Origin of the sequence: Anoxybacillus sp. FSL W8-1294 (genome assembly GCF_037965005.1) — a bacterium.
Lineage (GTDB): Bacteria > Bacillota > Bacilli > Bacillales > Anoxybacillaceae > Anoxybacillus > Anoxybacillus flavithermus_G.
In genome coordinates, this window is sequence record NZ_CP150179.1 from 2078900 (window position 1) to 2092186 (window position 13287).

At 41.4% G+C, this 13287-nt stretch carries 11 protein-coding genes and 3 pseudogenes; 6 read left to right on the forward strand and 8 right to left on the reverse strand.

Annotation, left to right across the window (positions count from 1 at the left end; genetic code table 11):
- Positions 1-46: 46 nt before the first annotated feature.
- From NSQ23_RS11095 to NSQ23_RS11110, 4 genes are all read right to left on the reverse strand, one after another.
- Positions 47-781, reverse strand: coding sequence for a metallophosphoesterase family protein (locus tag NSQ23_RS11095; protein ID WP_035067472.1), 735 nt, complete (start codon positions 779-781; stop codon positions 47-49).
- 154 nt (positions 782-935) lie between these two features.
- Positions 936-1769 (reverse strand): pirin family protein, encoded by an 834-nt coding sequence (locus NSQ23_RS11100; protein WP_339170747.1) that lies wholly within the window; start codon positions 1767-1769, stop codon positions 936-938.
- A 669-nt stretch (positions 1770-2438) separates the two neighbouring features.
- Positions 2439-2756: a hypothetical protein gene (locus tag NSQ23_RS11105; RefSeq protein ID WP_013146668.1), complete on the reverse strand. Its 318-nt coding sequence runs from the start codon at positions 2754-2756 to the stop codon at positions 2439-2441.
- Between the two features lie 402 nt (positions 2757-3158).
- Positions 3159-4076 carry an Rpn family recombination-promoting nuclease/putative transposase gene (locus NSQ23_RS11110; protein WP_339170750.1) on the reverse strand — a complete coding sequence of 306 codons (918 nt, stop codon included), beginning with the start codon at positions 4074-4076 and terminating at the stop codon, positions 3159-3161.
- 684 nt (positions 4077-4760) lie between these two features.
- Here NSQ23_RS11110 and NSQ23_RS11115 point away from each other — a divergent pair.
- Positions 4761-5483: a ZIP family metal transporter gene (locus tag NSQ23_RS11115; RefSeq protein WP_009361454.1), complete on the forward strand. Its 723-nt coding sequence runs from the start codon at positions 4761-4763 to the stop codon at positions 5481-5483.
- Between the two features lie 90 nt (positions 5484-5573).
- Here NSQ23_RS11115 and NSQ23_RS11120 read toward each other — a convergent pair.
- Positions 5574-6469, reverse strand: a pseudogene (locus tag NSQ23_RS11120) (cation diffusion facilitator family transporter).
- 150 nt (positions 6470-6619) lie between these two features.
- Here NSQ23_RS11120 and NSQ23_RS11125 point away from each other — a divergent pair.
- The 5 genes and pseudogenes from NSQ23_RS11125 to NSQ23_RS11145 all read left to right on the forward strand — a co-directional run bounded on the left by NSQ23_RS11125 (position 6620) and on the right by NSQ23_RS11145 (position 10769).
- A complete protein-coding gene (locus tag NSQ23_RS11125; RefSeq protein WP_009361456.1) occupies positions 6620-6928 on the forward strand; it encodes a metalloregulator ArsR/SmtB family transcription factor in 309 nt (102 codons plus the stop codon).
- 14 nt (positions 6929-6942) lie between these two features.
- Entirely contained in the window at positions 6943-7899 is a 957-nt protein-coding gene (locus NSQ23_RS11130) for a cation diffusion facilitator family transporter (protein ID WP_004891650.1), read from the forward strand.
- A 15-nt stretch (positions 7900-7914) separates the two neighbouring features.
- Positions 7915-8037 (forward strand): annotated as a pseudogene (locus NSQ23_RS11135) (oxidoreductase); the annotation flags it as partial.
- Between the two features lie 352 nt (positions 8038-8389).
- Positions 8390-10112: pseudogene (locus NSQ23_RS11140) on the forward strand (EAL domain-containing protein); the annotation flags it as partial.
- A gap of 39 nt (positions 10113-10151) precedes the next feature.
- Positions 10152-10769 (forward strand): histidine phosphatase family protein, encoded by a 618-nt coding sequence (locus NSQ23_RS11145; protein WP_004891652.1) that lies wholly within the window; start codon positions 10152-10154, stop codon positions 10767-10769.
- A gap of 44 nt (positions 10770-10813) precedes the next feature.
- On the opposite strand, the gene NSQ23_RS11150 is transcribed toward NSQ23_RS11145, so the two are convergent.
- Genes NSQ23_RS11150 through NSQ23_RS11160 form a run of 3 tightly spaced genes read right to left on the reverse strand, consistent with a single transcriptional unit; the run spans position 10814 to position 13155 of the window.
- Positions 10814-12208: a nucleoside recognition domain-containing protein gene (locus NSQ23_RS11150; protein ID WP_339170752.1), complete on the reverse strand. Its 1395-nt coding sequence runs from the start codon at positions 12206-12208 to the stop codon at positions 10814-10816.
- Positions 12177-12911 (reverse strand): FeoB small GTPase domain-containing protein, encoded by a 735-nt coding sequence (locus NSQ23_RS11155; RefSeq protein WP_004891658.1) that lies wholly within the window; start codon positions 12909-12911, stop codon positions 12177-12179. The genes NSQ23_RS11150 and NSQ23_RS11155 overlap by 32 nt, the downstream gene beginning before the upstream one ends.
- Positions 12904-13155: a FeoA family protein gene (locus tag NSQ23_RS11160; protein WP_004891660.1), complete on the reverse strand. Its 252-nt coding sequence runs from the start codon at positions 13153-13155 to the stop codon at positions 12904-12906. Before NSQ23_RS11160 ends, NSQ23_RS11155 begins: the two co-directional genes overlap by 8 nt.
- Between the last annotated feature and the right edge of the window lie 132 nt (positions 13156-13287).

Consider the following 13287-nt stretch of genomic DNA (forward strand, 5'->3'; position numbering starts at 1 on the left):
ACTTTTCTTTCTTCACTAAGTCTATTTCATTAGTTGAAAACAGAATTTAGTTAAATTGCAAATGTTGATTTCCGTAAAAAACACGAAGAATAAAATCACGGGCTGGGACCTTCAGTTTGTCGTAGGCAAGCAAAAATTCCCGATTGTCATACGCTACTTCTTTGAAAGTGACACTGATTCCTTCCGCACCGATGTTTAGAATAGCGTATGGAGCTAGAGGCTTGTGATAACAGCCTAAAGCGCCCGGATTAATATAAAGCCTCTCCTTAGATCTAAAATGATGTAGTATATGATGATGACCGAAACAAACGACATCTACGTCAGAAGTTTTATATAGTTCGTCAAGTTTCTTTATTGTTGGTTGTTGATCAATAGGGATAAACTGATTTTCTTCGTTCAAATGATAATGCACAAATAATAATTTTTTCCCATTGTATTCGGCATATAATTTTTTCGGTATTTTCGATAAAGCGGGAATAAATTTTTTGTCCAGCTGTGAAGCAATCCATTGATGATGTTCTTTTTCTTCGCCCACACTTCCCGGTTCTTTCCCTTTCATTATGTTTAAAATGGCTTCATCATGATTCCCCATAACATAAGATATATCATTGCGGGAAAATAAAAGTTCAAGAACTTTGTTTGTTTCGTGTCCAATCGCCACTAAATCACCTAGGCAGTAAATATGTTCTACTGGATTATTTCTGTCAATATCATCCAATACCGCTCGCAAGGCAGCACTGTTGCCGTGAATATCGGTTATGATTGCTAATTTTGTTTCCAAAACTCCCCTCTCCAATTCTTTATTAATTTATAATATTTTGGTGATTGTTTTTTTCATACCTAAGACCATCATTCTATCAACCTATTAGGCGTTCTTGTCCTTTTATTCAAGAATAAAGGCGTTTTCCCTCAGTTCATAAAAAATAAAAGCCGTTTCATTCATCGAACTTCCCTGTTTGATAATCAAGAATAGCTTGACGAATCTCTTCTTTTGTATTCATGACAAACGGTCCGTATGCGACAACAGGTTCATTTATTGGCTCACCTGCATACAGGAGAATGCGAAGTTTTTCTTTAGCAGTGATTTTAATTTCGCTCTCGGAAGCTCCGTCCGCTGAACTTAAAAACAACACTTGTCCTTTATGTCCTTCTGTTTCATCGATCCCAAAAGTTCCGCTTCCTTCTAAAATATAAAGAAAGCCGTTATAACTTCCCGGCAAATCTTGTACAACACTCGCTCCTGGCTCTAGCAACATTTCTACCATCGTAACAGGAACATGATTAAGGGTTGAAGCCTGTACCCCTTTTGATGAACCAGAAAAAACTCGAATAATAGCCCCTTCTTCTTTACGCACAGGCATATCCTTACTTTTTAAATTTTGATAACGAGGCTCAGTCATTTTTTTCGCGCTCGTCAAGTTAATCCATAACTGCAGGCTATGCACAGTAGAACCAGGTGCTGGGTCTTCTTTATGAATGACACCTCTCCCAGCTGTCATCCATTGCACATCTCCCGGCTCCAGTTTTCCATAACCTGCTTTATTGTCAAAATGTTCAAGCACCCCATCAATCACATATGTCACCGTTTCAATGCCGCGATGCGGATGAAGATCGAACGTTCCTCTTTGAAAAAAATCTTCGGCAAGCATTAAGAACGGGTCGTATTCTTGCCAATTTCCCGGTTCTAAAACAAAACCATTCTGGTGAATTGGGCTGTTTGTTTGGTACTGCACTGTCTTAATACGACGAATGCCTCGTTGTGCTTTCATCCTATTTCGCGCAGGAGACTCCCACTTCAACGACCAAAGGGAGTAAGTGGGAGAGGAATGCGCGTTCCCCCTTTCTTTTGTGTATGATATAATAAAGGCGTGGAGAAAACCGTTCAATAAAGGCACTCCAATAACTGCTACTCGATGTATGGAGTTGGTTACAGGAAACGTTGTAACCGTAAAACATCGAGCGTAGGTCCGTCTGTTGTGTGTGGAAGCCAAGTACTGCCAACAGACACACCGAGAGAATCGGTAACGATGCAGGCATGACCTGCGTCGTTGGGTAGTCGTCAACCTGCCCCTGATGCAACCCCAAGTCAAGGAAGGAGGAAGAAGTCCGTTTGCACTTCTGGGGAGTTGCAAGCCCTCACTTCAAGCGTTAGCTAAGTGGGGGTAGTTGACAAGGCTCTCCTCCTGTTTCTAGTTGACGTTGTTTAGTTTTGTTCTATTTTATTTTCGTAACATATTTGAATTGAAAATGTTTAATGTTTCCATCATTATATCCTTGCCAATGGATTCATTCAATCCTTCCTTACGAACAGTGCCTGGCACCGTTCGCTTTGAGTTTCGCGATCTCCATACTCTCTTGACATTGACAGAATCGTTTGGTGAAGATTTGGATGTTTTGAAGAAAAATAAACCCGCCTCGACATGGGCGGGTTTTTTCTGTCAATCCAAATACTTCTCGCATAACGATACGAACTTTCCATCTGACTTTAGCCCTTCCAAAATGCTTCTCAACATTGCACTTCTTTTGGGAAGCTGCTTCTCGAACTCTGCCACAAATGTGTCCTTGTCCCACTGTGATTTGCCAGCGTGATAAAACAGCTTTTCCAGGCGTTCCAACTCGTCGGCAGTAAAGCCAGTGGCTAAGGCCAGAATCGCAAAGCTTTTGTGCTCCTTGTTCACCATATCTAAGAGTAACGTAATTGCGTCGGTGGCTAGACTCAATTTTGCTTCAAGATCCTTGATTCTTTCCTCGTTCATAGCACCCTCCTTGTACTATAGTAATACCCAGTCTACGAATTTTGAAATGACCCAACCAACCTGTCTCGCTGTACTCAGTGGTACTCCCAGATCATATAACGCCCCGCTAACTTGATCTTGAATGATTTGGATAGAAAGGTCTTTCCAAGAAGCTATGGTCCGCAAGGTATCAGCAATATTATCGGCATATTCCCTGATAGTATCTGCTACCTTTTTACTGCCGTAGTCCTTACGAACAGTGCCTGGCACTGTTCGCTAAACAGTGCCTGGCACCGTTCGCTAATTTAGGACGTATTTGAACAGCGAATCGATTTTCTGATCGCTCTCCAATCACCTGTGCAACATCATTGACGTGGGACAAAGAGGGACACAACATAGTTGAACAGCACCCGACACCGTTCGCTAATCTCCCAACCGTTCCCGTACTTCCTCCTCTGTCATGTCGAGAATATGGGCAACGTCTGTTATACTCATTCCTTTTTCGACCATTTTTCGAATCGTTTCATTTTTCCCTTCTTCTCGACCTTGTTCTAAGCCTTCTTCCAATCCTTCTTGTCTTCCTTCTTCCCGACTGCCACGAATGTTTGAGAGTTGATCAAGGAGCCATTTCAGCCGCATTTCGTATGCGTAACGGTTTTCGGGGTCGACGCTTAAGTTTTGCCATTCTTCTAGCGCTTCTAAAATGTCTTGTTCTGTCATGGCTATTCCCTCCAATTCACGAAACATCTCTTCATCCATTTTTTTCGTTCGTCCATCGACAGCCGACAACATCGTTAGCCATGGCCATTCCGGTGACTGTTTCACTTCTCTCCGATATTTCTTCCATTTTACCATAAATTGTGACAAGTCGAGTACATGAAATTCAAGGTGATGGCTCCAAAGAAACTGTTCTTCGTCTTCACGAATGTGAAAAACGGTATGAAAGCGATCTGTTTCATGTGGGAAAAGGGGATAATTTAAGATGGCGATCATAATCGTTGGAGGGAGAATGTCGTACCGTTCTCCTTTCGATAGTGAAGATGAAAACAACCTTGCCCAGTAATACAATAGCCGTTCGGGCATGCCGTATTGTGGGATGATTTGAATTTCAACGTGAATGCGCTCGCCGCGATTTGTGCGAACGATGACATCTAACCGTCCAGTCTTACCGTCTTCTGTTTCTTTCGTTAGTTCGGTGTTTTCAAACTGTACGTCGATGATGCGATCATCTCCAGTCCGATGCAGCAACGCATTTAAAAACGCCATCGTGATTGACTTTCTGCTTGGGTGGCCGAACAGTTGTTTAAACATAAAATCCATTTTTAAATCGAGGTATTGCATACAAATCATCCTTTCGTAAAATATAGGGGACAATTTGATTAAAATCGGGAAATAAGGGAAATGCAAAAGTAGAAAATTGAATTTTGCGGAAAATTTTTATGACAAATGGGGTAAAAAAGCGGGAGGATGAACCGTTTTTTAGGTTGAAAATTTAATTTTTGAAGGGAGAGAGTGATTAAAAGATAAAATAAATTCCAACTGTTTAAATTCAGCCCACTTGATCATGTGGCTGAATAGTTACAAAGTGTTTATTCTTCGCTGGACCATATCTTTGGAAACGAATAAAACGGAAAAGAGAAGAAGTTTTGATTAAAGTCTCAGATGACTAGATATCATCCACATCCATTTCAGGGGAAAGCCATTGTCGCTTTGCCTTTTTTCTTTTTAATCAAAGAAAGGGAAGACAAAAGAAAAGCCCCGCAGAGATTTCTCTCCGCAGAGCTTTTCGACATACTTCGGGCGGTGACAGGCACCGATCCTAAGTTCCCTAAGAGTGGAATCTATAAAATTTGGGGTCAGTTCCAACACGAAGGCAAGGTTATTACCGTTCCTTTCGTAGTCAAAGTCTCATAACAACTTTAAAATCCTCCCACGGCGGAGGATTTTTTTTGTTTTCTTAAGGCATATTTTATGGTTTTGATAGATATACAAAGTAAAGACAACTAGTACAAGGGGGGACGATGGGTGAATTCACTTGGGCTTTTAGGGTTTTCTGCTTCTGCTATTGGAATGTTATCTGGTGGAGTGATTGCTTGGTTGTTTAAAAGTTTACAAAAAGGAATGCCGACCATTTTTTCAATATGTAGTGGAATGATATTTGGATTGGTCACAATGGAAATTTTGCCTGAAAGTATAGAAATCGGAGGTTGGTTTATTGTTATTGTCGGATTGGTTTTTGGTTATTTTATTTACAAGCATCTAGAAAAGGTTTCTCATAATGTGATCATTATTACAAATGACGCTAAAAAAGACGTATTCGTACATTCTGGTCTATTTTTAACATTCAGTATTGCCCTGCACAATTTTCCAACAGGCATTGCACTTGGAACTAATACTCACGCTTCATTGACTAAACCAATGATGACTACGATTATGCTTCACAATATTCCAGAAGGGATTGCTGTTTTTACTCCCTTGTTGATGGCTGGGTTTGGAATTCTCAGCATCATACTTGGGGCAACCATAGCCTCCGCCCCCGTAGGAGTTGGAGCCTTCATAGGAAGCAATTATGGAATGGGGGTTCCTTGGCTAGTAGCAATGATTATCGCATTGGCGATGGGGGTAATGCTTTCAGTGACGGGAAAAGAAATTTTTGGAACAGCTTTACGCACATCTACAAAAATATACTGTGTTATAATGGCTATAATTGGTTTTGTATTGGTTTCATTTTACTTATTTTTTCTGTAAAAAACTTGAGGATAACGTCATACGGGAATTTGAATAAGAATTTACAATAGATGTGCTTATATTTTAAAGGACAGCTTACTGCTGTCCTTTTTATACCCTTAAATCGGTATGTTGTAAGTCCGATTTTTCCACTTGAATTGTCGTATGCAAGATGTGAAATTCTTCTTCAATCCGTTGGATGGACTGTTTCAAAATGTCCTGACTATCCTTGGTATCATCAATGAGCAAATGGCAACTGAGCGAATCCAACCCAGAGGTGATTGTCCAGATGTGTAAATCGTGAACATCTTTTACGCCCTCAATGGATTGAAGAGTTTGCTTTACTTTGTCCATATCAATTGTAATCGGCGTTCCTTCCATAAGAATGTGAAAGGAGTTGCTTACCACACCCCAAGCGCTTCTCAAGATTAATAGCGACACGACAACACTGATGATGGGGTCAGCCACATACCAGCCGAAAAAGTACATTACAATCCCTGCCACAATTGCCCCAATCGCACCTAATGCATCAGAAATGATATGCAAATAGGCACTTCGCACATTTACATTTTCTTTGGTATCACTTTTTTTGTCAAAATAAATGCGCTGGTGATGTTTGCCAACAATCCAATGGTAGCAATGAGCATCATTGTACCACTTGCGACTGTTGGAGGTTCAAAAAAACGTTTATAAGCTTCGTAAGAAATAAATCCCGCAATGACGAATAAGAGAAGTCCATTCAACATAGCTGCCAGTATTTCAAATCGGTAAAAACCGTATGTTTTTCGTGGAGAAGGGGGTCTTGCGGCGAACCACATAGCAAACAAGCTCAAAGCTAGAGAGCCAATATCGCTTAACATATGCCCTGCGTCCGATAGTAATGCTAGGCTATTCGTAAACAGTCCACCAAAGAACTCCAAAACCGTTATCCCCGAAGTAATAAGAAGAGCGATCATTAATCCCTTTTTGTTATCTGATACGTGGGAATGATTATGATTGTCTCCCATATCATCAGCCTCCTCTCATTCATTATTAGCTAAATCACCCATTTTCATTAAAAAACATTTCCTAAACTTGACAAAAAACTGAATTTAAAATATTATTACATACATATGAACATATGCTCATATATAATAAATAAAGTGAGGGAAATCATAATGAAAACCGAAGACCATTCTTTCTTAAAATCTGAAACCATTGAAAATGTATCGCAAATATTTAAGGTATTAGCCGATCCAACAAGAATCAAAATTCTTTATTTGTTATCGCAAGAAGAGTGCAATGTAAATCACATTGCAGAAGTATTGGAAATGTCTCAATCAGCTGTTTCCCACCAACTTAGTATGTTACGAAATCTGAGACTGGTTAAGTATCGCCGTGAAGGAAAAACACTATTTTACTCCTGCGATGACGAACACGTTATTTCATTATTAAAACAAGCCATTGACCATTCTGAACATCATTAAGGAGGCGTTTTACAATGCATAATCATCATCACCATCATTCTCACGATCACCACGGTCATCACCATCATCACGGTCACGGACATCATCACCACGACTTCGGCAGAGAAGGTAATAAAAAGGGGCTTACGATTGCCCTTCTCATCACCTCTGGAATTATGTTGTTAGAGTTTTTCGGAGGTTTAATCACAAACAGCCTAGCCCTTCTTTCTGACTCTGGTCATATGCTTAGTGATGCCAGTTCACTTATTCTTAGCTTAGTTGCAATTTGGTTTGCAACCAAACCAGCTTCCCCCAATAAAACGTATGGCTTTTATCGTTTTGAAATCTTAGCCGCTTTATTTAATGGAGTTACCTTGTTTGTTATCGCTGGATTTATCGTATGGGAAGCTATTCAGCGTTTTTACAACCCGCCAACTGTAGCTAGCGGTTCTATGATGCTGATTGCATTCATTGGACTTTTTGCCAACCTTTTAAGCGCCTGGGCGTTAATGAGAAAAGGTGATGTTAAAAATAATGTCAATCTTCGTAGTGCCTATCTTCACGTTATCGGAGATGCTTTAGGTTCTGTTGGAGCCATTGTTGCAGGACTCGTTATGTGGCTCTTTGGTTGGTATATTGCAGACCCCATTATTTCAGTTTTGGTTGCTTTATTAATTTTGAAAGGTGCTTGGGGAGTTATTAAACATACGGTTCATATTTTGATGGAAGGAACGCCTATTACCATTGACCAAAATGAAGTGAAAAAAGCCTTAGAAAGTATTGAAGGAGTGATTGACGTTCACGACCTTCATATTTGGACAATTACTTCAGGGTTGGACTCATTAAGTTGCCATATTTTGATTGAAGATCATCAAGACAGCCAAAAGGTTTTACAAGAAGCGATCCATTTTATTGAGGAACACTTTAAAATTCAGCATACAACCATTCAAATTGAAACCTCTCAAATCCATCACGGGGAAATGAGAATCTAACCCTCTTCGGAGCTGGTTGATTCTGTACAAGGATTATATTTCTTAGGATTGCCGTGGCAGTATCGAAGAGGATCCGCTCTTATTGGAGGAGTGGGTGCCGATGCAGAGTATTTGATAAATGATTTTTTAAACCATTGAAGGTGATGGCAATGTTATGGTTAGAACTTTTTATAGCCCTTCTAAGCTTAACGTAAGTGGGAGAGTATTCATTCAAACATAAGTTTCAAATATTATTAAATGGTTTGAACAAGGTCAGTACCTTGTTCAATATTTTAGAGAGCCTAAGAACTAATAAGTAATAAAAGTTTCCCTTGACTAAAATTCTTTCGGAGGTACAATTTATTTAGGCAACATTTTCTTTGCTCTTACATATATCTAATTCTAAGTGTAGGAGCAATTTTTTTTACCCTAAAAGTTTCCTTTATGCAAAATATTTAGTACAAACCAATTACGAACAGTGCCTGGCACTGTTCGCTTAGAAAACGTTTGCGCTATTTTATGCGTATTACGCGATCGAACAGAACAAAAGCAGATGGAAGCGGCGCTGCAAGAAAGCGAAAAATGGTTTCGGATCATCGCTGAACATTCATCCGACTACATTTTAATTCTTTCTAATGAAGGAAAAGTAACGTATATTTCTCCTTCTTTTGAAAACACGTTCGGTATCGTTCGAGAAGAATGCTTGAAGAACGATTTGTTTCGTTACGTACATCCGGAAGATGTGTTGCTTTTGCAAGAAAAATTACAAATGTTATATGGAACGAACGAGCAACAAACCGTAGAATTTCGTAGACTCAACCAACAAGGCGAATGGGTATGGATGGAAGCTCATGGAAAAGCGATTTTAAATGAGGACGATCAGCTTGATTACATTGTTGTTACGGCGAAAAATATTAGTGAGCGCAAAAAATATGAAGAAAAATTGCATCAGCTCGCTTATTTTGATTCGTTAACTGGCATTGCCAATCGCAGTTATTTTGAAAAATATATACGTCAGCTTGTTGAAGCGCAGACGACGTTTGCCTTATGCTATTTGGATTTTGATAAGTTCAAATGGATTAATGATCATTTTTCGCACCAGGCGGGAGATTATTTTTTAAAAGAGGCGGTGAAGCGGGTTCAAGCGGTGTTGCGTGCTGATGATTTTTTTTGCGCGAATTGGCGGAGATGAATTTGTGCTATTGTTGACGAATGCAACAAAAGAAAAAGTGTCCGAGTTAGCGGAGCGGTTGATTCAGGCGTTTCACCAGCCGTTCCGTTACGAAAAACAAATGATTCAATCGACGCTTTCGATCGGCATTGCGTTTTTTCCGAGTGATGCGGACGACCAAGAACAACTGATGAAATATGCCGATCAAGCACTTTACTATGTGAAAGATCGCGGAAAAAACGGCTATTATTTTTACCAGCCCGTTCAAAACCAGGCGGCGGTGATTAAGCGTGATCTTCCGTTTGCAATTATGCGTGAACAATTTTATTTATGTTATCAGCCGAAAATCGAATTAGGAAGCGGCTCTGCGATGGGGGTAGAAACGTTGCTTCGCTGGCGGCATCCGAAACTTGGAGAAATTCCGCCGCTTGAATTTATTCCACTTGCAGAAAAAAGCGGATTTATTTTTGAAATTACCTTGTGGGTATTAGAGCAGGCATGCCGGCAAGTAAAGGAGTGGCAAGTCCATTTTCCGCAGTTAAAATTAGCGGTAAATTTATCTCCATTTTTGTTGAATCGAAAAGAACTGGTCGGTCATGTCATTTACATATTGAACGAAACTGGCTTTGCGCCGGAGCATTTAATTTTAGAAGTGACAGAAAGCGGATTGATGGAAAATATCGAAACAGGCAGGCATATTTTAACGGAGTTGAAAAACATCGGTGTGCAAGTGGCGATCGATGACTTCGGTACCGGTTTTTCATCGCTTGCCTATATCCGTAATTTGCCGGTGTCGATGTTAAAAATTGACCGCAGCTTTATTCAAGGGATTGTTGAAAATTCAAAAGATGCAACGATTGTCGATACGATTATTCATTTAGCGAAAAGCCTTGATATTCAAGTACTTGCAGAAGGGGTCGAAACGAATCACCAATTATCTCTCCTTCAACAAATGCACTGTGATTTTGCCCAAGGCTTTTATTTCAGCAAATCGCTCGAAGCGGAAAAGTTAAAGCAATGGCTTGAGCAATATAACCGAGCAAACATGCCCTCTAACACGTAATGGTGAGAGGGTATGTTACAAGGGGGGACTAGCGTGCTTATGCTATATTTGACAAGACATGGGGAAACGGAGTGGAATATAGAGAAGCGCATGCAAGGTTGGCAAGATTCGCCGCTGACGGAAAAAGGCAGGGAAGATGCGCGCCGGCTTAGGAAAAGGTTAGAGGAAGTCGATTTGACAGCAATTTATGCGAGCACAAGCGGACGGGCGCTTGATACAGCAAAGATCATCCGTGGGGAGCGGTTGATTCCGATTTATCAAGAGGAAAGATTGCGGGAAATCCATCTCGGGGATTGGGAAGGAAAAACGCATGACGAAATTCAGCGGTTCGACCCCATTTTGTTTCACCATTTTTGGAATGAGCCGCACTTGTACGCCCCGAAGCGAGGGGAACGATTTAGTGACGTGCAAAATCGGGCGTTTGCTGCATTAACTGACATCATCAATGAGTACCGTTCCGGCAATATTGTAATTGTAACGCACGGAGTTGTCTTAAAAACGATCGTGACTCGTCTGAAACAAGCCCCGCTGGAAGAACTTTGGGCTCGGCCGTTTATGCATGGTGCGAGTCTTACAACCGTTCGAGTGAAAGACGGGCGATTGGAGTTGCTTGTAGAAGCAGATGTGTCGCATTTAGAGGAAGTGAAAGAGGTATAACAAAATATCCCGCTTGCCTTTTAACTAAGGAAGCGGGATGTTCATTAAAGGAGCCCTAGCCACTGTACGATATGGGCGGTTGTAAACGTTACGGCAATCGCAATACCTGTTGGAAGTGCGAACGCCACAAACGTCCATTTTTTGCTTTTCGTTTCTTTATAAATATTGATGAGTGTTGTCCCGCACGGATAGTGAAGCAACGAAAACAGCATCATATTTAACGCCGTCAGCCATGTCCAGCCGTGGTCGAGGAAAATTTGTTTCAGAGAATGAAGCCCATCAACTTCGGTTAACGCTCCTGTCGATAAATACCCCATCAATAAAATCGGAAGCACAATTTCATTGGCAGGGAGCCCTAAAATGAACGCCATCAAAATGTAGCCGTCGAGTCCTAACTGGCGGGCAAACGGATCAAGCAAATGGGCGACATAAGCAAGGACTGTTGTATCACCGATATGAATGTTAGCTAACACCCATGTCAACACGCCAGCTGGAGCAGCGACTGTTACAGCCCGCTTTAAGACGTAAATGGATTTATCCAATGTGGAGCGAACAATCGTATCCCATATTTTTGGCCGCCGGTATGGCGGAAGTTCGAGCGTATAATGGGTCGGCATGCCGCGTAACGCGGTTTTGGATAACACCCAGGAAACGGTGAGGGTGACGACGATTCCAAATACGACCATCGCGACGACCACACTTGCTGTCATCAACGTCTTCCAGCCACCTGTATAGCCAGCTGCCATAAATAATGAAGCAAGCAAAATTAACGTCGGCCATCTGCCGTTGCAAGGGACAAAGTTGTTCGTTAAAATGGCCAGCATTCGTTCACGTGGCGACTCGATAATTCTTGTGGACATGATCGCCGCAGCGTTGCAGCCGAACCCCATCGCCATCGTCAGCGACTGCTTTCCGTGCGCTCCTGACTTTTTAAATAACCGGTCCATGTTAAAAGCAACGCGTGGAAGATATCCGTAGTTTTCGAGCAAAGCAAAAATCGGGAAGAAAATCGCCATCGGCGGCAACATGACGCTCACGACCCACGTTGTGCCACGGTACAATCCTAGCACGAGAATTCCGTGCAGCCACTCTGGGGCATGCATTTTCTCAAAAGCAAGCGTTATATATCCTTCAAACCATCCGAAAAATTCAGCGAGCAGCGAAGAAGGAACGTTTGCGCCAGCGATTGTGATATAAATAACGACGGCAAGCATGGCGAGCATAATAGGGAATCCCCAGATTTTTGAAGTAAAAATACGATCGAGCTTTTCGGTTTCATGCAGCTTTTCACGTTTTGTGTACGTAATAGTTTCTTTGCAAATGTCTCTTGATGTTTGGAAAATAGCGGAAACAATTTGTTCCCTTGTATCGCCGTCCGATAAACTTTTCGCATAATCCATCAATTCATCAAATGGATTTAGCGGAACAGTGGCACGCATAGTTCGGCACCCCCTTTAACAAATGATGCGGCTGATGCTGCAAGGCGTGAAGCAATGACGTATCTCCGTCTAATAAACGAAGCGCAACCCAGCGCGCCGGATATTCCTCCCCGACAATTTCTTTAACAAGCGGGAGAAGTTTGGTGATCTTTTCTTCGATCGCGCGACTGTATGAAACAACGATCGGTTTTGTTTTGATTTCCCCGTGAACCATCCGGACGATTGTTTCGAGCAATTCCTCGATGCCTTCTTTATTACGCGCCGCAAGCGGTACAACCGGAACGCCTAGTTTTTTGGAAAGTTTAGCGATATCAATGACAATTCCTTTCTTTTTCGCTTCGTCCATTAAGTTGAGGCAGACGATGACACGGTCGGTCATTTCTAATACTTGCAACGCTAAATTCAAATTTCGCTCCAGCGCCGTTGCATCCAACACGACGAGCGTAACATCAGGCTTGGCAAAAATGATAAAATCCCGCGCCACTTCTTCGTCCACGGAGTTAGAGTATAACGAATACGTTCCGGGAAGATCGATGATTCGATATTGTTCATCTTTATAGGTGAAAAAGCCTTCGGCGTGAACGACCGTTTTCCCCGGCCAGTTTCCTGTATGTTGCCGCAAGCCCGTTAACACGTTAAATAACGTACTTTTTCCTGTATTTGGATTTCCTGCGAGTGCAATCGTATATTCACGATTATTCATTGCCGATCCTCTCCCCGTAAATATTAGAACTTTCTTCCTTTCTTAAAGCAATGGTCGTATGGCTGACACGATAAGCCGTTGGGTCACCTAACGGACTTTTTTGCAAGACTGTTACTTCACAGCCGGGCACAAACCCTAAATCAAGCAGTCTCCGCTTCATTGTTCCTTCTATATTAATCTTTGTGATACGAAAACGTTCTCCTGGTTGAGCATCACATAAACGTTCGAGTTTTGCTTGAGTCATAACAGTTTCCCTCCTATTAACAATTTGTACAGAGGTTATAATTTTTCCCTAAACCAACTTTTAATCTTATCTTATTCAGCGAATGTCATTTTGTCAACGATTTTGCTTGTTTTTTGGCGAAAAGAGCATATT